16 protein-coding genes and 1 pseudogene are annotated in these 21,875 nt (G+C 56.7%); 7 read left to right on the top strand and 10 right to left on the bottom strand.

All coding sequences use genetic code 11. The annotated features are described in order from the left end of the window. Positions 1-95: 95 nt before the first annotated feature. Together V0R60_RS18145 and V0R60_RS18140 are read left to right on the top strand one after the other, a co-directional pair. Positions 96-338 carry a hypothetical protein gene (locus V0R60_RS18145; RefSeq protein WP_236042975.1) on the top strand — a complete coding sequence of 81 codons (243 nt, stop codon included), beginning with the start codon at positions 96-98 and terminating at the stop codon, positions 336-338. Between the two features lie 159 nt (positions 339-497). Continuing rightward, complete coding sequence (locus tag V0R60_RS18140) at positions 498-1,739, top strand: hypothetical protein (protein ID WP_330080448.1); 1,242 nt, start codon at positions 498-500, stop codon at positions 1,737-1,739. 514 nt (positions 1,740-2,253) lie between these two features. On the opposite strand, the gene V0R60_RS18135 is transcribed toward V0R60_RS18140, so the two are convergent. Then, a complete protein-coding gene (locus V0R60_RS18135; RefSeq protein WP_330080447.1) occupies positions 2,254-4,956 on the bottom strand; it encodes an ATP-binding protein in 2,703 nt (900 codons plus the stop codon). A 531-nt stretch (positions 4,957-5,487) separates the two neighbouring features. On the opposite strand from V0R60_RS18135, the pseudogene V0R60_RS18130 reads away from it, so the two are divergent. The 3 genes and pseudogenes from V0R60_RS18130 to V0R60_RS18120 all read left to right on the top strand — a co-directional run bounded on the left by V0R60_RS18130 (position 5,488) and on the right by V0R60_RS18120 (position 11,333). Next, positions 5,488-5,971 (top strand): annotated as a pseudogene (locus tag V0R60_RS18130) (nuclease-related domain-containing protein). 215 nt (positions 5,972-6,186) lie between these two features. Next, positions 6,187-8,814 carry a hypothetical protein gene (locus tag V0R60_RS18125; protein WP_330080446.1) on the top strand — a complete coding sequence of 876 codons (2,628 nt, stop codon included), beginning with the start codon at positions 6,187-6,189 and terminating at the stop codon, positions 8,812-8,814. After that, a complete protein-coding gene (locus V0R60_RS18120; protein WP_330080445.1) occupies positions 8,811-11,333 on the top strand; it encodes an amidohydrolase family protein in 2,523 nt (840 codons plus the stop codon). Before V0R60_RS18125 ends, V0R60_RS18120 begins: the two co-directional genes overlap by 4 nt. Before the next feature lie 489 nt (positions 11,334-11,822). Here V0R60_RS18120 and V0R60_RS18115 read toward each other — a convergent pair whose 3' ends face one another. Beyond that, entirely contained in the window at positions 11,823-12,533 is a 711-nt protein-coding gene (locus V0R60_RS18115) for a LexA family transcriptional regulator (protein WP_330080444.1), read from the bottom strand. 407 nt (positions 12,534-12,940) lie between these two features. On the opposite strand from V0R60_RS18115, the gene V0R60_RS18110 reads away from it, so the two are divergent. Both V0R60_RS18110 and V0R60_RS18105 read left to right on the top strand, forming a co-directional pair. After that, on the top strand, positions 12,941-13,213 hold the full coding sequence (locus V0R60_RS18110; protein ID WP_136474307.1) for a hypothetical protein: 273 nt from the start codon (positions 12,941-12,943) through the stop codon (positions 13,211-13,213). Then, positions 13,210-13,473 carry a DUF3077 domain-containing protein gene (locus tag V0R60_RS18105; protein ID WP_330080443.1) on the top strand — a complete coding sequence of 88 codons (264 nt, stop codon included), beginning with the start codon at positions 13,210-13,212 and terminating at the stop codon, positions 13,471-13,473. The genes V0R60_RS18110 and V0R60_RS18105 overlap by 4 nt, the downstream gene beginning before the upstream one ends. Before the next feature lie 70 nt (positions 13,474-13,543). Here the strand turns inward: V0R60_RS18105 and ppa are convergent, their stop codons facing one another. The 8 genes from ppa to exaC all read right to left on the bottom strand — a co-directional run bounded on the left by ppa (position 13,544) and on the right by exaC (position 21,827). Continuing rightward, positions 13,544-14,071, bottom strand: a complete 528-nt coding sequence (gene ppa / locus V0R60_RS18100; RefSeq protein ID WP_203479770.1) for an inorganic diphosphatase — start codon at positions 14,069-14,071, stop codon at positions 13,544-13,546. Positions 14,072-14,162: 91 nt separating this feature from the next. Then, entirely contained in the window at positions 14,163-14,978 is an 816-nt protein-coding gene (locus V0R60_RS18095; protein WP_136474310.1) for a M90 family metallopeptidase, read from the bottom strand. 9 nt (positions 14,979-14,987) lie between these two features. Next, the gene (locus V0R60_RS18090) at positions 14,988-15,635 is read right to left on the bottom strand and encodes a DedA family protein (protein ID WP_203479772.1); all 648 of its coding nucleotides are present in this window, start codon (positions 15,633-15,635) and stop codon (positions 14,988-14,990) included. 268 nt (positions 15,636-15,903) lie between these two features. Next, a complete protein-coding gene (locus V0R60_RS18085) occupies positions 15,904-16,362 on the bottom strand; it encodes a GNAT family N-acetyltransferase (RefSeq protein ID WP_330080442.1) in 459 nt (152 codons plus the stop codon). 104 nt (positions 16,363-16,466) lie between these two features. Next, positions 16,467-17,288, bottom strand: a complete 822-nt coding sequence (gene eutC, locus V0R60_RS18080) for an ethanolamine ammonia-lyase subunit EutC (RefSeq protein ID WP_330080441.1) — start codon at positions 17,286-17,288, stop codon at positions 16,467-16,469. A gap of 11 nt (positions 17,289-17,299) precedes the next feature. Beyond that, the gene (locus V0R60_RS18075; RefSeq protein ID WP_330080440.1) at positions 17,300-18,694 is read right to left on the bottom strand and encodes an ethanolamine ammonia-lyase subunit EutB; all 1,395 of its coding nucleotides are present in this window, start codon (positions 18,692-18,694) and stop codon (positions 17,300-17,302) included. A gap of 51 nt (positions 18,695-18,745) precedes the next feature. Continuing rightward, complete coding sequence (gene eat, locus V0R60_RS18070; RefSeq protein WP_330080439.1) at positions 18,746-20,194, bottom strand: ethanolamine permease; 1,449 nt, start codon at positions 20,192-20,194, stop codon at positions 18,746-18,748. A gap of 112 nt (positions 20,195-20,306) precedes the next feature. Further along, positions 20,307-21,827: an acetaldehyde dehydrogenase ExaC gene (gene exaC, locus V0R60_RS18065; RefSeq protein ID WP_330080438.1), complete on the bottom strand. Its 1,521-nt coding sequence runs from the start codon at positions 21,825-21,827 to the stop codon at positions 20,307-20,309. Positions 21,828-21,875: the final 48 nt, after the last annotated feature.

Genomic DNA, 21,875 nt, shown 5'->3' with positions numbered 1-21,875 from the left:
ATAAGTCTACAATCTAGATCTGTAATTAAACTCTACATATCGTGTGGCTGACATCAGGGCGAAATTGACCATGCGAGGAGCTATAGGAGATGGGCATGAATGAATGGATTGCGGCAGGAGCGCTGGGGCTGATCGGAGTGATTCTGTTGGTGCTGCTGTTGCAATACCTGCGCCTTCGAGTGATTTGGCAGGGGCTCAGTAACTGTCGTGAAGCATTGCGCTGGGCACGGATTTGGGAGAGCGAGAATCGGGAACTGAAGCGTAGTCTGCGGGCTGAGCAAAAGCGTCGGGTAGAGCTTGAGGAAGCGTTGAGCGACTTACAGGACAGCACGGTGTGAGCTCGCGCAAAGACTCCTCCGGCCAAGAATAGATCGGATCGAAAGTGATACTGGCAAAATGCGATTGAGTACTAAGGAATAATGGAACCTAGGCGATAACCTTTCCTGAGTGTTCACCCGCAGCCCCGCATCTACAGCTTGTTTTACCGGAGCCTCTACATGCACCTTCCGCGACTGAATCCAGGACGATTCGTCACCTTCATCAGCGTGTGGATGATTTTTTCACCCGCCCATGCCAGCACCCCTCCGATCGAACAGGCGCAAAGCGATGTGCGCGGTTACATGCAGTGTGTGCAGGATGCTTACAACGCCGACCGCTGGCACAGCCGAACGATTGATGAATGCCGAACGCAGTTCCCGGCAGTTCGATCCCTACGCCAAGGTGATTACGTTGCAGTGACGTTTACCGGAGAACAGAACCGCCTCTATGAGGAAGCGCGCCAGCGTTGGATTGATTTCGACAAAGCGGTTCGTGTGCAGATCTTGTCAAAAGGGTTGGCCGAACAATTCGCTTCAGCCAACGTTACGACCGCTTATTCCTTCGACAAATTGTCGCGGGCGCTGGACGCGCGTTTCAGCGAACTTGAAGCTGCGCCCTTTAGTTGGTACCCCGCGAAAAAAGCACCGTATCGCACCGCTCAGGGGCTAACCCTGGAGCAGGTACAGCAAAGAGAGAAGCAGCAATTCATCACCTGCCTGGAAAAAGTGGTCAACGCACCTGGCAACCTGAGCATTACCAAGACGAACTTCGACCACCAGGCACGTCAATGCCTTCAGGAGATCTCCCGTTTCAACCTTGACGGCTCAAACGCGATTTTCCAGCCTGAGACGTTCCAGGCAATAACTGCCCAAGGTTGGCAAGTGATTGCTGCGCAGCAAAGCAAGGCCGAAGAAGCCGAGCGGGTTCGCCTGGCGAAGGAAGAGGCCGAATCCTGGCCTAGTTTGATCAAGGCGCTGCTGGGCAAGATAGTGGTTGCCCTGTTGGCAATCGGTGGTCTTTACGCGCTTTGGCGGGCATTTCTCAATGCGCCTGCATCCAGCACCGGGTCTTCACGAGACAACTACGGTCACAGTGCCGGAGGTGGCTACAGCTACAGCCCTACATCCGACCACCGAGACACGCCTAGTCAAAGCACAGAGCGTTCCAGCAGAGCAAAGCCTGTGGACTTGGGCACGTTTACGCTCAAACATCGCAAAGTTGGCCCACTGACGACGCAACATCGCTGCGCCAGCTGCACCCATTGGCGCGGTGAGCGCACGCCCCATCCGGTGACGCGGGAGTGGTACGTGAAACACGATACCAAGGGCCCCTGTGGCCACAAACATCCCGGCTCGCCGCATGGCGTAAAGCGAGACATGGAGGGGTTTTATTGCAAGGATTTTCAGGAGGGTGGGTTCTGAGGGGAGCTGTCAGGTATAGGCGGACTTGTTGAAGTAGCTAGGGCTTGTTGCCCTTGGCAAAGTCCAGGCTGACAAGCCTTCACCTGTTTCACCTAGTCATTCCCACCGCCCAGTCATGGGCGTTCAGGCATTAAAAAGCCGGTTTGTGGCCGGCTTTGTTTTTGGATTTTTGCCTTTAATTGCTGGGTGTTATAAGGCTTGATATTTCTGTCCCCCCAGGCTGACTTTGCGTGGTTGGTTTTGAGGGGCAGCATCAGGAGTAGCTAGCGCTGAGCTTAACGTTCACTTAGCTAAGTATCAATGTAACCGTCCGGGCAACATACCTGCCTGGCCCCTTCGCTTGAGGCGATGGTGTCCGCCCGATTTTAGTGGGCATCCTTTTCGGCCCTTTTGAGCAGACGCCAATGCCGCAGAACGCCGCTCCTATTCCAAGCCCTTCAAGGGCCTGATCATTGCCGAGTGCGCCCAGCTTGATACCTCGATTGCCCCTATATTGCAGCAGGTGAAAGTCGTTTCAGCGTATCGGCAGGCTCGCGTTGCGAAGCTCTTTGATGAGCGCATCCTGACCGTCGAACTCCTCCCTTTGAGCTTCCGTAAACCCGCCACGGTAAGGCTCAATGCGGGCCATCTCCTGCTCGGCAGCGTCGAATTGCGAACAATAAGCCAAAATGACCGCGTAAAAACTCCTGGCGCTGTTGAGTTCGTCGAGGAGTTTAGCGTGGCGTATGAGCGGTAGAACTGTGTCAGCGAGCATTCCTCTAGCAGCATCAAAATCATGTCGATCCAGCATATCCTGTGCTGCATCAAGTCCAAGCCTGACGGCCGAACTGTAGGCACTGATACAGATGTAGAGTTTGAAAGCAAAAAGGCGGAATGTAATTGGGTTTGTACGACGCTCTTTCATGAGAATGGACTTCATTTCAAAGGCATCTGCGAGGTGTTTAACGTCGTCCGAATCAGCTGAGGACTGTTCAAAAAAATGGGCGACTTTGTCCGCAGCCCGTCCCAAGATCCAAGTCTCGCTGATACCCAGCAGGTCTAGGTACTCTTGGATGACCTCTGACACTATTGCCTCGGATTTAGAATTCTCACCCGACCGCCAGAGCGCGACCGCAGCATTGTAGTAAAGTATCCTCAGATGTCCTGCGGATAGCAGCGGGCTTTGTTTGGCTCGTTCGATCGATTCGTAGACGCCACTGACGTTTTTCTGAAAGCCGTGCCACGACATATTTTTTTGGTGATACGACATGACAGCCCTATCTGATAGCTGATTTTCCGACATCAACTGAGCCATGCATGCGAGGTATCCTAAGATCTTGTGAGGGTCGCTTGGTGGCCGAATCATGAAAATAAGAGCGTCCAGTGCCCAAAAACGTGACTCCGCAGAGAGGTCGAGTGACGACGAGGCTGCCTCCAACGACGCCCCGAAAATTTCTCCCAATCCCATTTCCTGGAACATTTCTTCGCCTGCCAGATCGATGATGATTTCGATTTCACCAACGTCAACCAAGGTACGAACGTATAAGGAAAGTCGGTGGCGATTCTGTTCATTAACCAGCGAATCGTGCAAGAAATCCTTCAGTACCGTTTTTGCTCGGATGACAGTATCTTCAGGCGCCTCAAGCAAACAGCTAGCTCCAACGATCCGCATGGCGTCGTGAATCTTTAGCTCTTGGCTACCAAAGACTTCCAAAATACCCAATGGTCGAAGGCTACGGATCGCGCCTGCAACCTCACGCGGGGTCATCTGCTTATAGTCACGCATGAGGGTGTTCAGTTCGGCGGTCGTGATGACAACGTCCACCATGCTCAAAAAAGAAACTACTTGCTGACTTGCCTCTGGTAGACCAGCGAACACGCGCGTAAGGATGATCTGCTGCGCAGTGGTGTCGAGGGTGCTTTGATCGTCCAGAGCATCGCAGAGGCTATCGAGATCACCGCCATAATCCTGGGCTGCGAGCCTAGATGCACTCTGAAGGTAAAGAGGCAGCCCTCCTGTCATTTGTCGCAGCCGTTCCATCGTTGCGACGTTGCCGTAAGCTCCCAGTTTGGCTGCCTCTGATGCCAAGGTGTCCAGATCCCACCCCAGGAGTACCTCTCTTCGTACGCCACTGAGCTGTTCGATTTCCTGAGTTGACCCTGTTGGTTGGCACAGGATGATGAAGCGCAGACTCGCAGTGTTGGCGAAAACCGTCTGCAAATCCTTCGCTGGGATTTCGTGAGCGTTATCGATCACGACAATCGGCCGCATGCCTTGTGCTTGGAGATAGCGATCAAGGGCATTCAGCCCATCCACACCGGATGCACCGGGAGCAAACATTTCCCTGATTTCATGAGGCCGATCGGTGAGGTTTCCTCCTATCTCACGTACTAAAGAGCTGGTTACCGCGGCGCCAGCAGTCTCACTGGCATTGAAGTAAATGCAGCGTTCTGAGCTGTGCATTGCTGTATGCGCACACCAAGACGTTTTACCTGCCCCCGAGAAGCCGCAAACGATCCGTATGCGCTGGTCACTGATGAACGCAGGCTCATCAATCTGTGGTCGGTACCCAGGCAGCGGGGCAGGGAAACCTTGCAGTTGTGTCAGCAACTGCTCAAACAACTCTGGCAAGATTTCCGAATCAAAAGCGTATCCACCGAGAGCTTTGCTGCCTGTAGCAGCTGCCAATACTCGGCCGGCCAACTTCCAAACCAGCGAGTCAGGGATCAGCATCGCATGAGGGACTTGCGAAGCCAGCTTGGTGCACCCTTCAACCGCGTCCTTAAGGTCTTTCCAGCACTCTGGCAAGCATGTCAGTTCCTGAGGTGCCAGTTGGCCGGGATACAAAAACTGTACGTCGTCAGCTATGTCACCTGTTGCTATGCTGCGTGTCAATTTAGGCCCCGGCGGTTGGTTCGAGGCGACTACGAAAAGAGCTTTACCTTGACGCCGACCTTCCGTGTGTTCGAGGCGAAGCTTCTCGAATCGTTCGAAGGCGGTGTCTATGTCACTGGGTATGAGTGGATTGCTACGTGTCTTGATCTGAACATAGACGCGGCAGTTTGATAGGACAATTTCAACATCCTCATCGCGCTCGATTACCACTTGAACGACGTTCGCGGTTTGAGCCTTAAGCAAGCAGCCGACCGCGAACAGATGTTGATAGAGATAGCCGCCATGAACAGCAGCAATTCGTTTTTCTTGAGCTTCATCGAGGGTGGGGAATGCGGATGTCATTGTATTGTCCTTGGTTGACCTCGGTCCTTTGGCCAATTTGAGTGGCCGGGTTCGATGATACGTTGAGTCCCGCCACGGGTAAGCACAATGCAGCTGCGTTGCAACGACAATGGCCACGACTCTGGCCAGAGAAGTGCCGGTGCGGGCGCGCATGTCCGCTAATGAATCGGGCTCAGCTTTCGGGTTTGGAAGCTGGCCACTTTACCGTCAAGAATTTTTACCCATATGGAACCTCAATACTCACCCACTTTTCTGGAGTTGCCTAAAATTCTGGCTGCGGTACGAATTGCACCCCGCTTGCCCAGGCGTTTGCATTCCACTTGACCACCTATTGGCGTTCGACGTGGCCAGCGCAAACAGCCGTTCGCATCGGTAGGTAACGGCTAAAGGCAGCCATTCACATCTATCTTCGAAAACAGGGGCGATGCACGCATTGGCGGCAAAGGCCCAAGCTAGACACGCATTAATTTCGTCCATTTACACTTACTTTCGGTAATATCCGGAATCTCTCAGGACCGCTGAAGGTAGGAAATGGACTTCACCCCCATCATCGCCAAGCTCTGGGGTGCGCTTGGCTGGTTTATTCCGCTGATCCTGCAAAACGGCACGCTCAAGTCGCCTTGGGCCAAGGGGGAGGCCGACGAACTTCTGGTGCGTCTGTTCGCACATTGGCAGTTGGATGCGCAGACCTACCGCCATCTGCACAACGTCAACCTGAGTACGCCCGATAGCACCACGCAGATCGACCACGTACTACTCTCGCATTACGGCACCGAGGGCATTGGCTTCACCTGCTATATCAAGTCATTTCAGTCGATGGTATTCCGCGTGGCCGAAGTCGGCGCCCCCATGCATGCAATGCAAGCCGGCTGGCGCTCTCTACTCCTCGTTACTCACCGCGAGCATGCACTGAACTTGAAACGCCCTAGCAATCCAACAGCCGGTCGGAAACGCCCGAAACTCGGAAGTGCGCTCGTGCCCCGGAACGTGAAAACTGGTTGAAGGTGGACAGTAGTTCTGGGGCTGTTGAGTGTTTCCCAAGTGCAGAGTGATGCTCAGCTTTTAACCAACTTTCGGATATGGTCTGACAGAAATGTGCAGCTTGGGCTGAAAGTTAAAGGCCAAGGCAGGACAATCGAACAATTTCGTAGTGTGAACCATCGAGTAGCGCGCTCACCCGACAATGCGCTCCCGACGATGTTTACGATGCAAACCAAGGGAGATACCAACTTGAACCAGCCAACGCCCGCAACGAGAAGCTTTGATGTGCTTATTCATCTTGATCAAGGAGATAGCGCAAAGGCGCTCTCGGCCAACGAGCTTGTCCAGCGCCGGCACTACGAACTTCTCCGGGATCAAGTGAATGAACACCTAGCCACCTTGAGGCCTGCAGAGTCACTCAAGCAGGACTACCCATACGGCAGTGGATGGACGCAGTTTCTTGATGGTTCCCGAGGCGCAGGCAAGTCAACCTTCTTGAGCTCAGTAAAGGCTGCCATGAAGGCCGATGTTGACCTGAAAAGTCAGATGGCATTCATCGCTCTGATAGATCCAAGTCGCATCGAGCATAGCGAGATCATCCTGCTCGTCATCCTGCAGCATCTCAACAAGCGGGTCGAGGAGGCCCTCAAGGAGCTGCGCCAAATGCATAATGAACAGCTTCGGGACGAATGGCGCCGGGCGTTCAAGGGCGTCGCCGGCGGCCTCAGCTTATTCGCAAAAGAATACCACCCGCTCAACGATCTGGATCCGGAGCTCTTTCTCGACTGGGGTCTAGAGCGCACAAGCGACAGCACTAGCTTGAGAACAAAGTTGCACCATCTATTCGAGACTGCGTGTCGCATTCTCGGTGTGCAAGGGCTGATGCTCGGGTTCGACGATGCTGACACAGACTCCACGCACGCAATTAATTTGCTGGAGTGCATCCGAAAATACTTAGATACCCCCCGTTTATTGGTGCTGGTAACAGGTGACATGGAGCTCTATTCGCTGCTCGTGCGTCAACACTTCGCAACAACGGTCGCAGGCAGGCCCGAGGCAGCTCTGGACCTTCAGCGCAGTTCAAAGCAAGGAGACCGTTCGGGCCAATATCTACGCATGATTGACCATATGGAAGAGCAGTACTTGCTCAAACTCTTCCCGATACGGCGGCGCATGCAGTTGAAGCCATTGTGGAATATCAAACTTCTTGATAATTGCCACGCTACCCATCCTGCTTGGGGCCAGAACGAGATATCGGTAGAGGATGTAGTCCAAGCAATAGTGCAGCGCGGTCTGCGTGTTAAAGCCAGCTCTGACGTGTCCACATATACCGAATTCCTGCTCAAGCAACCTCTGCGTTCAGTTTTACAGGTGCTATCCAGTTGCGCACCGCATCTGGAGATATCGTCTTCTGCCGAATTGAAGTCAGGGGTTTGGTCAATTGATCTGACCAGTGAGCTCAGCCGCTCCTTACAGGCTCTAGCGCTGACAAGCCTCTATAAGTTCTCCGTCGATACCGATGCGATTGCCGCAAAAGAGTTGCCAGCTTTAACGCTGGCCGTTTTCGACCTCTCACTGGAGGACGGGGACATTGATACGGCTCCATATCTCCGGCCAATGTCGGCGGAACAGGACATCAAGGCTTGTTTTGCTGCACTGGCAGCGGAGGTGCCGAATTTCTGCGCCGGCAAGCCGGGAACAGCTCTTCGGTATCTGTTGCGTGGGCCCGGCAGTGTGTCGCTCTACAACCTTGCCAACTCTCACCTGAGCGATAAGGACTCAACGTCTTCATTGGGTCGCGTCCACCAATTTAAGTCTTACATGGGCATCGGTCGTAGAGAAGACAGCCTTGACTGGGCTCGGCGCGCGACAGCAGTCATCGCAATGCCCTACAGCGTGAACTACAAACCCCGTGTCGTTTTGCCCGGTGTTGTGGGGCTGCGGCGAGGTACGAGAGGGAGAAAGGGCGAGCTAATCGCTCGGGCCGTGATCCAACGTGCTGTTGATAATACAGCGATTCCGCATTTGCCCGTGTTTGCGCTAAGCATGGTCAACGTAGTGAGTGCTACCAATCCGCGTACCTATGGGTCCATCTTTACGTTAATCGGTCTCATCGAGAAATTGCTGTCGGCAGATAACCAGGGTGATCTTGAAGCCCGGACGGTCTTTGAGCGGGCTTATCCGTCTTTAACCGTTTCTGGCCCCAGTTGGTCGCGCCAAGGCGACGCTACACCGGAAGATGAGGACGACGAAGATAAGCAACGCGCACTGGCTGAGTCGAATGAGTGGGCGAAACAAGAAGCCCTATGGAGGAGCATTGATACTTGGCTCGAAAGCGTGCGTGATTTGTTTAAGAAGACCATGCCTTCAGGCATTTTTCTAGGCAAGGTCTGGACACGACTCTTCTTCAGTTTGCAGAACGCGGCCGAGGATCTGAAACCAAGCGCTAAATTCGACACGGTGATGGAGATATTTTCACTCTGCGTCATCAACGCATTCTTGGTCGAGGAGGCTGAACACCACCTGCTTGATACGTCAGATGCGTCGAAGACTATTTCGAGGATCGACAGGAACAACCCCCGAACCTCGGCTAGCTGGTTTGTCGACAAGCTCAACTCAGCTAAACCTCAAAGAGTTGATTTCCCATTTACCGCAATCATGGCGACATGTCCCTTGCTCCTGGGGCTTCTGGACACTGAACTGGATTATGCCCAAGCGTTGAAACCGTTGTTTCCTGATGACATGAATGAAGCGGCGATCAAGGGTTTGTTGTGCCCGAAAGAGCTTAAGGAGCTCATGCAGAAAGTTTCCGTAACGGGCGAGTCTCGGTCCCGACAAACTGCATCTCGTGGTGCTGGTGAGGCCACTCACGAATGAGTGCCCAAGCCGCCTCCATCGGCTCGCTCCTCTCGACGCTACTGCTGTCGGACTACAGGATCCTGCGTCTCTCTTGGGAGACGCCCTTCGCCCAGCAGTTGGATTGGTCTAAGTTACGGGAGCCCGCCTATCTCGCATACCAGCCTTGGGCTGCACGCTTTCCGGATCATGTGTTCGATTCGGCATGGCGCTTCCTGGCAGGGCAGCAGCCTGAAAATGGCGTCCTAATCAATGCGCTCAAGGCCCTGGTCGATGAGTTCCTGAGCCTGCGGCATGGCGAGTTGCGTGTCCATCGCGATCTATTCGGCTCCTGGCAGCAAGGCGTTGCCAGCAGGCTTTCTTCGCTCCCAATCCAAGCAGCAGCTGATGTGATTCTTCGCGCGGGGGAGTGCAACTCGGACCGTTCGTTTCGTTTGCGGCTCGACTCATTCAATCGAGAGATAGCCCCGTGGAGACGCCAAGTTGTGCCCTTGCTTCGACCAGAGGAGGCACCGGTCGCAGACTATGTTGAGCGGGAAGGTTTGCACGAATCACACCTACATCTGAATGGCAGTACGCATGCCGAGATCTGCTGGCTGCGTGCAATCCGCGACTCGCGCGCGGAAACTCGGGATTTTGTGAGCGCCTGGACCCGCGAGAAGAGCGGAGGCCGTATTCGCGAGCTAGTTGGACAGACGAATCCCGAACTGACTCCGCAGGTCTTTCACCAGCACCTGCAGACTGCAGGCCGGCTTCGTTCTTGGCTCATCGGCTCTACAAATGGCCAGCTCGCGCCGGACGCACTACTGCCATTGTCGTGTCAAAGTTTGTATAGCGCAGGCAACGACGAGTGGTCTGAAGGGTTAAGTGTGCCTACTCCGTCGTGGCGTGACGAACCCGATGTTGAAGAAGAGTTCACATGGATGGCAGCGCTCGTTGCCAGACTTTGGCAGCACCCAAACGTCCAACTTTCTCGGATGTTTCATACATACCTGCTGCTGCTGAATCAATACTATCGATTGCTTGTGCAGAGTGAGGCGCAGTATGGGTTCGACCAGTTTCAGAAGTTCACTCTGACGGGGCTTCGTGAGCCGTCAGAACGGGAGTTTCGAGCGCGCTTTCACGCCATGCACGGGCCTCGATTAGCACGTAGTACTGTCGGATATCTGGAGGGACGCTTCGCCCCCAAAGTCGATCCGCTAAAAGCTTGCCGATTGTTCCAGGCAATACTGGGCGGCTACCTCAATTATCTAAACGATGCTACTGCTACTGGCAGATTGTCCATCAAACCACGCTCTCTCTCTGCCTTGTTGAGCGAGCTAGACCGCTATTTTGAGCGACCGACTTTCCCTCATCGAAGCGTTCATCGGCTGGCACTGGTCGCACATTTTATCAAGCTAGACTGGTCGCCTAATGGAAAGGGCAAGTCCGGCCCATATAGGCACTACCCACTCGACATGCAGCTACGTCGAACTACTAATGTGCTGCTATCAGTCCTTGCCCGCTGGCCTCGACTAAGGACATGGGTACGGGGCATCGATGCTGCCGCAAATGAGTTACACGCGCCCCCTGACGTTTTCGCCCCTGTTTTCCGTGTCTGCCGTCGAGCCGGTTTGGATCGGCGCACCTATCACGCAGGTGAAGACTTCCGGCACCTTCTGTCGGGTATAGCCACCATGTGGGATGCACTGGAACTACTGGATCTGCGCAACGGCGACCGTATCGGACATGGAACAGCAATGGGGATCCGCCCAAGCCTGTGGCTTGATCGTATGCCAGGTAAAATCACCCTGCCTCGAGGTGAGTGGTTGCTGAGTGTGCTTGCCGCGTGGCAATTGTTGCGGGATGTGCCAGAGATGCAAGCCTGCGTCCACCGCCTTCATCGCGAACTGGAGTTGGTTGCTCACCAAATTTTCGGGCGTTCGCTGGTAGCGTTCGACATCGAGCGCGCGATGGCGCTTCGCGGTTTGAGTCGCCTTGACCTGATGCGCCAGCTAACCGGTGACGAAAGCTCGCAGCACGAACCGCTGAGCGACCTCTGGCGCGAGGAAACTTTGAGGGTTAGGTCAGCATGCCAGAACCAGCCTCAGGCAGTGGGACTGCTCTGGGAGTGGTTGAACGACGCAGGGGTTCACGAACGTGCAGGCGAACTGACCGAGAAAGAGGCTGACTTCATGGATGCCCAAGGTTACCTCCGACTGCAGCAAGCATTAATGCAACAGATTGCCGTTCGGGGGATCCTCATTGAGACACTGCCGTCTAGTAACGTCCGGATCAGTCAGTACCACCACATTGGCGAGCATCACTCGCTACGCTGGATGCGGGTCCCCGGCCACGTTGAGGATGGAGATCCGGACATTAAGGTGTGCCTCGGTTCCGACGATCCAGGGATCTTCGCGAGCGATCTCGAAACAGAGTTCTATCTTCTATACGCCACACTTCGGCGAGCCGGTCTCAGCGATTCTGAGTCGCTACATCGCCTGAGTGTATTAAACGAACGCGGCAGAATTTATCGATTCCACCATCCCTTACTGTCGTGATGGGGGGCTCGCTTCAGGCGCCAGGATCTAACAGTGACAGATTGCGCCCTGAAGACTAGGTAGCAGAAGCGAGGTCGCAATGGCTTCAACAATCAGCTGTCACCGGTAGAGTTTGAAAAGCGTTACGCAATGTGGACTACCCCCATCTCATCGTCGGATGAGGTCAGTTGGCGTTGAACACCATCGGATAGGGGAACGCTTGAAACGCCCGTGACAGCTAGGCTATCGGCAGGATTTTCGAATGGGATAGGATTATTTTGGACAATTAAAAAGCCGGCTTGTGGCCGGCTCCTAGGGGACGGTCTTGGCTAATTTATGGTAAGCCGCAACCGCCTTAAAATCGTTGCTCCGGCGCTGGGGCCGGGAGGTGGCTGCAGGCAGTGTGTGCCGCGCCAGACCCGCTGGCGTGCTGAGCAGCCGGGGCTAAATGTGCGGCGTAGCATACTGAGTATCGCTGCCGTTGCCCAGCAAAAATTCACCCGCAACCGCTCAACCAGGGCGGCTGTCGCGCAGGCTTGACCACCAGAATACCCAGCCAAGGATGATCAGCCGCTGATTTTTCAGTTGTGTCTGGGTGTAGGTCTCTGTGGGGTGTTCGTCGCTATCATGGCTGTGCAGGCGCAGGGTGCCGTTGGCGCGTTGGGTGATGCTGTGGATGCGCAGGCGGCCGTTGTGCAGGAGGGCGTAGAGTTCGCCTTCGACGATGTCGGTCATGCCTTTGTCGATGGCCAAGGTGCTGCCGCGCGGCAGTAAGGGGCTCATGTTGTTGGTGGGCATGGTGACGCATATCGCTTGGGCGGGGTCGACGCCAACGGCACTCAGCGCACGTACGGGCAGGCGCAGGTAGCGGCTGGTGATGGGTCGTAGTTGCTTGGATTGGATGCTGTAGAACGGCAGTTGGATGTCTTCTGCAGTGTTGGCGGCCAGCAGGCTGGGGTCTGTCGGCTCGGTGCCCGGTTTGCGCAGGGCGGCATGGGTGCGCGGTAAGGGGGTTGGATGTTTGGGGCCTTCGCCGATACGCAACCACTTGCTGCAAACGCACAGTAGATCGGCGATTTCATCGAGACGCGCCAAGGGTACGCCTCGTTTGAACCAGTTGTTGACGTGCTGCGGAGTCACTTGGCGCTGCGCCGCGAAGTCGGAAGGCGACAGGTTGCACTCGTGCAGAAGGGTTTTGAGTCGATCACCGGATGTATTCATGAGGCCTGAGTCTAAAGGCCTTCAAAGGGTGGGGCTATAAACGCGAGGTTCATTTTTTAGCCTGGAATTGGGCAGGGTTTACAGGCATTGCCTTGGGTGGCGTAGGAGTTTTCTTTGTAAAAAAATTCAACTTGGATGGCGTTCGGATCTATCCTACGCGCGCTGCTGCCTTTTCACTGTTGTTTCGACTGGGCATCGGGGCTAATTTCCTCGGGTCGTCTTTTTGGCGACCGGGAGTGAGAAACCCGATGACATTTAGGCAGCGCTGTTATGGCGGCTGTGCGCGGGCAGACTTCGGTCTGGCCGAGTTTCCTATGTCCTCGGTTTCTCACCCCGCGTGCAGCTGCCACCCTAATTCTGTGAGAAGGATTGAGGTGGAGGCTCCTAAACCGACTAGGAGTTACGCCATGAAAAAAATAGTCCCAGACCCGCCTGCCTCCCTCATCACCACCCCCTACTTTTCCATCCACAGCGACCTGATCCCTCCCGACTCCCTGGCTTTCGCCAGCGAACTGCTGCGCGGCATCCATGAAACTACCGACGAATTCTGCCGAGCCCACGCCAATGAACCGGGCCAAGGCATGCTGATGAGCGTGCTGCATTCGGCCGAGATGGCCAGGGCGTTGGTCGAGCACGCGCTGAGCACCCTGCAAGCCATGGACGCGAGGGGAGAGCCATGAGCACGGAGACGGGGGAAACAGTAGGCGTTGTTAATTTCATCTGCAGCGAGCAAGCACCTATGGGGCTGTTTCGCATCAGCCCGGGGGTGCCCTGTGACTACGCGTTGGAGCAGGCTTCAACCGTGCTTGGATGCGTGCATAAGCTGATTCAGGCGGGGCTGCTGGATGAAGACGGCGAGATGATGTGGGCCGCTTATTTTCTGAGTGAATTCGCCAAGGCGCTTGTTGATGATGCGGGATTGGGGATTAACCAGGCTTGAGCCCGCACCTCCCGAGACAGCGGCCAACAAAAAGCCCCGCATTGGCGGGGCTCTTTGTTAAGTGGGTTGCTTAGCCTTTGTAGGCAGCTACCGACTTGGTGATCGCGGCGCGGGCGGCGTCAGCGCCTTCCCAGCCTTCGATCTTGACCCACTTGCCTTTTTCGAGGTCTTTGTAGTTCTCGAAGAAGTGCTTGATTTGCTCCAGCAGCAGGGCTGGCAGGTCGGTGTATTCTTTAATGTCGACGTACAGCTGCGACAGTTTGTCGTGCGGTACAGCAATAACTTTGGCGTCGCCGCCGCCGTCGTCGGTCATGTTCAGGATGCCGACCGGACGGGCACGGATGACCGAGCCTGGGGCTACTGGGTACGGGGTAACAACCAGCACGTCGAGGGGATCACCGTCGTCAGCCAGGGTGTTGGGGATGTAACCGTAGTTGGCCGGGTAGAACATCGGGGTGGCCATGAAACGGTCAACGAACAGGCAGTCGCTGTCCTTGTCGATCTCGTACTTGATCGGGGCGTGGTTGGCTGGAATCTCGATGGCGACGTAGATGTCGTTCGGCAGGTCTTTGCCAGCCGGAATCTTGCTGTAGCTCATTGGGCAGTGCCCCCATGTTTGGCCAAAAATTGGTCGCGATTATAGGCACATTCCGCCGTGCTTGCCACGTTCGCCCTGATGTCCGGCAGTGTCAGTCCTGGTGCTGCCGGTAGTGAGGGTGGTTGTGCTGCAATTGCTGCAGGCGCGCTAGCGGGTCCTGGCGGTAAAAACCGCGTAGCTGTTGGTACACCGCGGGGTAGGCGGCATCGAGCAGGTCGGGGGCGCTGAAGAAGTATTCGCTGGTGACGGCGAAGAACTCCGCAGGGTTTTCCGCAGCGTACGGGTCGATGGCGGTTTCGGCGTCGGGGTTGCGGTCCAGTTGACGGTTGAGGTCGTCAAACGCGTCTTGCATGGCCTTGGCCCAGTCGCTTACGCGCATGTCGTTGTGCAGCGGCGGCAGACCGTTGGCGTCGCCGTTGAGCATGTCGAGCTTGTGCGCCAGTTCGTGGATGACCAGGTTGTAGCCTTCCCAGCCACCGCTGGACAGCACCCCTGGCCAGGCCAGGATGACCGGGCCCTGTTGCCAGGCTTCACCGCTGTGCTCGCCGTTCCACTCATGCTCAACGCCGCTGGCATCGCGATGGCGCTGGGGGCTGAGGAAGTCGTCGGGGTAAAGCACTATTTCGTGAAAGCCCTGATACCAGTTCAGTTCACCCAGGTGCAGCAACGGCAGTTGGGCCTGGGCAGCCAGAAACAACCGCTGCTCGCCATCCAGTTCTACGCCGGGCAGGGCGCTCAGGTGTTTTTCATGCAGAAACAGTACGCAAGCTTCACGCAGCCAGTGGTCTTCGTCAGATGTCAGGCCGTCAAGCATCGGCAAGCGCTCACGAACCCGCTGCCAGCGCTGCGGGTCGATGGGATGGCGTGCCAGGGTACGGCGACGGCGCCAGGCGCTCAATGACCACATGGCCAGGGCTTAGTTGACCTTGGCGGGGCGGTGCATGCGGCTGCGCACGATGCCAATGATCATCGGCACCAGTGACAACAGGATGATGGCGACGATCATCAATGACAGGTTCTGTTTGATAAACGGGACGTTGCCAAAGAAGTAGCCGAGGGTTACCAGGCCGCCAACCCAAAGCACGGTGCCAGCAACGCTGAACCCCAGGAAACGTGGGTAATGCATTTTCGCGATACCCGCCACGAATGGGGCAAAGGTACGCAGAATCGGCAGGAACCGCGCCAGGGTTACGGTTTTGCCGCCGTGGCGGTCGTAGAAATCGTGGGTTTGCTGCAAGTAGTCGCGGCGGAAGATTTTCGAGTTGGGATTGCGGAACAATCGTTCCCCGGCTGTTCGGCCGATGACGTAATTGGTGCTGTCGCCAAGTATCGCCGCCACCATCAGCAGACCGCCTAGCAGTACCGGGTCCATACCGCCGCCAGCCGCCACTGCACCGGCGATGAACAGCAGGGAATCACCGGGCAGGAATGGCATAACTACCAGACCGGTTTCGCAGAAAATAACCAGGAACAGAATCGCGTAGATCCATGGGCCATAGTTGTTGACCAGTAAATCGAGGTAGGCGTCGAGATGCAGAATAAGGTCTAGCGGGTTGAAATCCATGTACAGCACCTGTGTTCTTTGAACCCGGTCGAGGGCATGCGATGGCTGGCAGTGCGGATGCGATCAGCCGCTACCCGAGTGATGGGTAAAGTTTCACACATTTAGGAGGGCGCATTATACGGAGGCGACGAGATTGTGCCTGAGCAGTTTGTAGCGGCGGGTTACCAAGATAGGAAGGTAGCGATATCAAATTCCGTAGGAGTGGGCTTGCCCCGCGATTGCAACATGGCTGACATCTGCAATCGCGGGGCAAGCCCGCGCCACTGGTTCAGTCTGAGCTGATCGGCAAAATGTAGCTTTTGAATTCCTGATCTTCGCGAAAACCGATGGATTCGTAAGTTTTCATCGCCACATCGTTGTCGAGGCTGGTGGAGGCCCGCAAGCGTACGGCATTGGTCTCTTTTGCCAGCTTTTTCGCTGCGCGCATGAGGTTGTCGGCCACCAACATGCGGCGGGAGTCTTCAGCAACGTAGATGTCGTTGAGAATCCATACGCGCTTGAGCGACAGTGAAGAGAAGCTTGGGTAGAGCTGACAGAAACCCATCAATTTGTTGTCGTCATCGTCGGGCAGCGCCAGGTAGATGATCGATTCGCCTCGGTCCAGGCGTTTTTCCAGAAACGAACGGGAGGAGTCCGGGTAGGGCAGCTGACCGTAAAATTCGCGGTATTTGACGAACAGCGGGGCGAGCAGGTCCAGATGTTCCAGGGTTGCTTTGATAATCCGCATTAGCAGGCCTCAGGGTCCATGGGAATTCGCGGCTAGTCGCCGGCCGCCTCGGCAGATGCTGCCTGAAGATAATTAGAAAGTGCAATCTACGAAGCGTTTGCCTTTCAAGGTTTGCTTAGCAGGAAGTTTCCTTTCTTCGATATGTCGGTGTCTGACTCAAGGGTGTGCACCTGTGCTTCGTCCTTCAGGTTGACCCCCGACAGTTGTCGGCGACAGGCTTCGCGCATCAGGTACAACAGGCGGTGCGCGGCCATGCCGTAGCTGAGCCCTTCAAGGCGCACGTTGGATATGCAGTTGCGATAGGCGTCGGTCAGGCCCACTTTGGGGTTGTAGGTGAAATACAGGCCGAGACTGTCAGGGGAACTCAAACCCGGGCGTTCGCCGATCAAAATCACGGTCATTTTTGCCCCGAGCAGCTCACCTACTTCGTCGGCCACGGCTACTCGACCTTGTTCCACCAGTATCACCGGTGCCACCGACCAGCCATCGGCAGTGGACTGTTCTTCGAAACGGGCGAGAAACGGCAGGGTGTGACGGTGGACCGCCAAGGCCGACAGACCATCGGCGACGACAATAGCCAGATCGACTCCACCCGGGTTGGCCGCGGCGTGTTCACGCAACTGCTGGGCCGAGTCCGGATGCAGGCGTCGACCCAGGTCGGGCCGTTGCAAGTAGCTGTGGCGGTCGGCCGCGGCGCTGTGCAATAGCAGGCTGTCGCGCTGGCGCTCACTCAACTGTGAGCGCAACCCTTGATGATCGAACGCCAAGTGCACGGCGTCGCGGGCTTGGGCGTGGGCAAATTGAAAGTCCAGTTGGGCGCTGGTCGGCAGGCTGGTGCCGGTGCGACCGAGGGCAATGCGCGCCGGGGTCAGTCGGCGCAGTTCCAACCAGGGATTGCTGCTGGTGTCCTGTGGGGTGTTGGCCATGAGCGCCTCGCTTATCCCAGTTGTGCCAAGGCCTGGCGGAAGGCCGGTGGCAGGTTGTCGCCAAATCGCACGCGGCCGTCGGCTTGGGTGAAGATGCCCATGCGTGCCAACCAGCTTTCGAATTCCGGTGCCGGTTTCAGGCCCAGGGTCTGGCGGGCATAGAGCGCATCGTGGAACGAGGTGGTTTGGTAGTTGAGCATGATGTCATCGGAGCCTGGGATGCCCATGATGAAGTTGATCCCGGCAACCCCCAGCAGAGTCAGCAGCGTGTCCATGTCGTCCTGATCGGCTTCGGCATGGTTGGTGTAGCAGATATCGCAGCCCATGGGCACGCCAAGCAGCTTGCCGCAGAAGTGGTCTTCAAGGCCGGCGCGGATAATTTGCTTGCCGTTGTACAGGTATTCCGGACCAATGAAGCCCACCACGGTGTTGACCAGAAACGGCTTGAAATGCCGGGCCACGGCATAGGCGCGGGTTTCACAGGTTTGTTGGTCGACGCCATGGTGGGCGTTGGCTGACAGTGCGCTGCCCTGGCCGGTTTCGAAGTACATCAGGTTCTGCCCCAGGGTGCCGCGATTGAGGCTAAGACCTGCTTCGTAGCCTTCCCTCAGCACATTGAGGTTGATGCCGAAGCTGGCATTGGCCGCCTCGGTTCCGGCAATCGACTGGAACACCAGGTCCAACGGTACCCCACGGTTGATCGCCTCGATCGAGGTGGTTACGTGGGTCAGTACGCAGGCTTGGGTAGGGATGTCGTAGCGCTGGATGATCGCGTCGAGCATTTCCAGCATGGCGCAGATGGACGCGATGCTGTCGGTGGCCGGGTTGATGCCGATCATGGCGTCGCCGTTGCCGTACAACAATCCGTCGAGGATGCTTGCGGCAATCCCGGCCGGCTCATCGGTGGGGTGGTTGGGTTGCAGGCGGGTGGACAGGCGTCCGCGCAGGCCCATGGTGCCGCGAAAACGGGTGACTACGCGGATTTTCTGCGCCACCAGCACCAGGTCCTGCACGCGCATGATTTTGGATACAGCAGCGGCCATTTCCGGCGTCAGCCCAGGCGCCAGGGCGCGCAGGCTGTGTTCATCGGCGTGTTCACTGAGCAGCCAATCACGCAGGCCACCCACGGTCAGATGGCTGACCGCGGCAAAGGCATTGGCGTCATGGGTGTCGATGATCAGCCGGGTGACTTCATCTTCTTCGTAGGGAATCAGCGCTTCGCTGAGAAAGTGTTTGAGCGGTATGTCAGCCAGTGCCATCTGCGCCGCCACCCGTTCGCCATCGTTGCTGGCAGCGACTCCGGCGAGAAAATCGCCCGAACGTGCCGGACTGGCTTTGGCCATGACCTCTTTAAGGCTTTCAAAACGGTAAGTCTGCTGACCTGCCGTGTGTACAAAACTTGCCATACAGAATCTCCAGAACGCCGCAGGCCTGGCCTGCGGCGCGGGTGGCGTTGATCAGTGCAAGGCCTCTTCGGCCTTTTGGATCGCGGCGAACTCTTCTTCCGGTGTTCCGGCTACCAGGTGGTGCCGGCTGTAAAACGCAAAGTACGCAATCAGTACGCCATAGATGACAGCGGCGCCAATCACAACCCGCGGATCAACCAGGAAGCCGGCGACTACGGCGATGCAAGCCAGCACCAGCGCCACGCCTGAAGTGAAGATCCCGCCCGGTGTGCGATACGGACGCTCCATTTTAGGGCGTTTGATACGCAGGGTGATGTGTGCAGCCATCATCAGTACATAAGACAGCGTAGCGCCGAACACGGCAACCAGGATCAGCAGGTCGCCCTGGCCGGTCAGCGACAGGCCGAAACCGATGATGCCGGGAATGACCAGGGCCAGCACCGGTGCCTTGCTTTTGTTGGTCTGCGAGAGTTTGCGTGGCAGGTAGCCCGCGCGGGACAGGGCGAAAATTTGCCGCGAGTAGGCATAGATGATCGAGAAGAAGCTGGCGATAAGACCGGCCAGGCCTACCAGGTTGACGAAGCTGCCCATCCAGGTCGAGCCGCCGTAGGCTTTTGCCAGTGCTTCGACCAACGGGTTGCCCGAGCTTTTCAGGGCTTCGGCACCCGCACCGCCAGGACCCACCACCAGAATCAGCAAGGCGAAGGCCAGCAGCACCAGCATGGCACCGATCAGCCCGCGTGGCAGGTCGCGCTTGGGGTTCTTGGTTTCTTCAGCCGCCAGTGGCACGCCCTCTACCGCGAGGAAGAACCAGATCGCGTAGGGGATTGCCGCCCATACGCCAACATAGCCGAATGGCAAAAAGCTGCTGGCGCCAACGGCGTCGGTCTGGGCAATGTCGAACAGGTTGTTCACATCGAAGTGCGGCACCATGGCGACCAGGAACACGCCTAGGGCAATGGCGGCGACGGCAGTGATGACGAACATCAGCTTCAGTGCTTCACCGACACCGAAGATGTGAATGCCGATGAAGATGATGTAGAAGGCCAGGTAGATCATCCAGCCACCGATGCCGAACAGTGACTGACAATAAGCGCCGATGAACACCGCAATCGCTGCGGGTGCGATGGCGTATTCAATCAGGATCGCCGTGCCGGTCAAAAAGCCACCCCAAGGGCCGAATGCGCTGCGGGCAAAGCCGTAGCCGCCACCGGCGGTGGGAATCATCGAAGACAGTTCGGCCAGGGAAAAACACATGCACAGGTACATGGTGGCCATCAGTAAGGTGGCGAGGAACATCCCACCCCAGCCACCTTGGGCCAAGCCAAAGTTCCAGCCGGCGTAGTCGCCGGAAATCACATAGGCAACGCCGAGGCCCACCAGCAGCACCCAGCCTGCCGCGCCTTTTTTCAGTTCACGTTGTTGGAAGTAGTCGGTGCCGACCTTTTCGAAGTCGACAGAAGAACCAGCCGGCACGCTGCCGGAGTGATCGCTTGGCATAGGGTTCACCTGTTTTTTTTATCGTCACCGGCGGATGCCGGTTTCTGTGGTGATGGTCTTGCATGAAGCGAGCCAGAGCGGTTCCGGGGTGAAACCGCTCTGTTCTTGCGGGTTAGAAGAAGCCCAGAGGATTGATGTCGTAGCTCACCAGCAGGTTTTTGGTTTGCTGGTAATGGTCGAGCATCATTTTGTGCGTTTCACGACCGACGCCGGACTTTTTGTAGCCACCGAACGCGGCGTGTGCCGGGTACAGGTGGTAGCAGTTGGTCCATACACGGCCAGCCTTGATGCCGCGACCCATGCGGTAGGCGCGGTTGATATCACGGGTCCAAACCCCAGCACCCAGGCCGAACTCGGTGTCGTTGGCGATTGCCAGGGCTTCGGCTTCGTCCTTGAAGGTGGTGACGCTCACTACCGGGCCAAAGATCTCCTCCTGGAACACGCGCATCTCGTTGGTGCCCTTGAGCAGGGTCGGCTGGATGTAGTAACCGGTCGCCAGGCTGCCTTCGAGTTTTTCTACCTTGCCGCCGGTCAGCAGTTCGGCGCCTTCTTTCTCGGCAATTTCCAGGTACGAGAGAATCTTGTCGAACTGCTGCTCGGAGGCCTGGGCGCCGACCATGGTGTCGGTATCCAGCGGGTCACCGCGCTTGATCTGTTTGATCTTCTTCATTACCTCCTGCATGAACGCCGGGTAAATGGACTCTTGAACCAGCGCGCGGGACGGGCAGGTGCACACTTCGCCCTGGTTGAAGAACGCCAGCACCAGGCCTTCGGCAGCTTTTTCGATGAAGGCAGGCTCGGCCTGCATGATGTCTTCGAAGAAGATGTTCGGCGATTTGCCGCCCAGCTCGACGGTGGAAGGAATGATGTTCTCGGCGGCACATTTCATGATGTGCGAGCCAACTGGGGTAGACCCGGTAAACGCGATCTTGGCGATACGTTTGCTGGTGGCCAGGGCTTCACCGGCTTCACGGCCATAGCCTTGCACCACGTTGAGCACGCCGGCTGGCAGCAGGTCGCCGATTACTTCCAGCAGCACGCTGATACCCAGCGGGGTTTGCTCGGCGGGCTTGAGCACGACGCAGTTACCGGCCGCCAGGGCAGGTGCGAGTTTCCAGGCCGCCATCAGGATGGGGAAGTTCCATGGAATGATCTGCCCGACCACGCCCAGTGGTTCGTGCAGGTGGTAGGCAACGGTATTGCCGTCGATTTCTGCGGCGCCGCCTTCTTGGGCGCGCAGGCAGCCAGCGAAGTAGCGGAAGTGATCGGCGGCCAAGGGAATGTCGGCGTTGAGGGTTTCGCGAATGGCTTTGCCGTTGTCCCAGGTTTCGGTAATCGCCAGCAGTTCGAGGTTCTGCTCGATGCGGTCGGCGATTTTCAGCAGGATCAGCGAGCGCGCCTGGACCGAGGAGGTGCCCCAGGCGTCAGCAGCCGCGTGGGCTGCGTCCAGTGCCTTTTCAACGTCTTCGGCAGTGGAGCGGGGGAATTCAGCAATCAGTTGGCCGTTTACTGGCGAGATGTTTTCGAAGTACTGCCCTTTGACCGGAGCAACGAACTCGCCACCGATGTAGTTCCCATAACGGCTCTTGAAGGAAACCTTGGAACCTTCGGTACCGGGATGTGCATAACGCATGGTGTGTCTCCTGGCTATTGTGTTTGTTGGGAGGATACATAGAGCATA

Origin of the sequence: Pseudomonas auratipiscis, from assembly GCF_036324085.1 — a bacterium.
GTDB lineage: Bacteria > Pseudomonadota > Gammaproteobacteria > Pseudomonadales > Pseudomonadaceae > Aquipseudomonas > Aquipseudomonas auratipiscis.
This window is presented reverse-complemented; position numbering and strand designations above follow the sequence as displayed.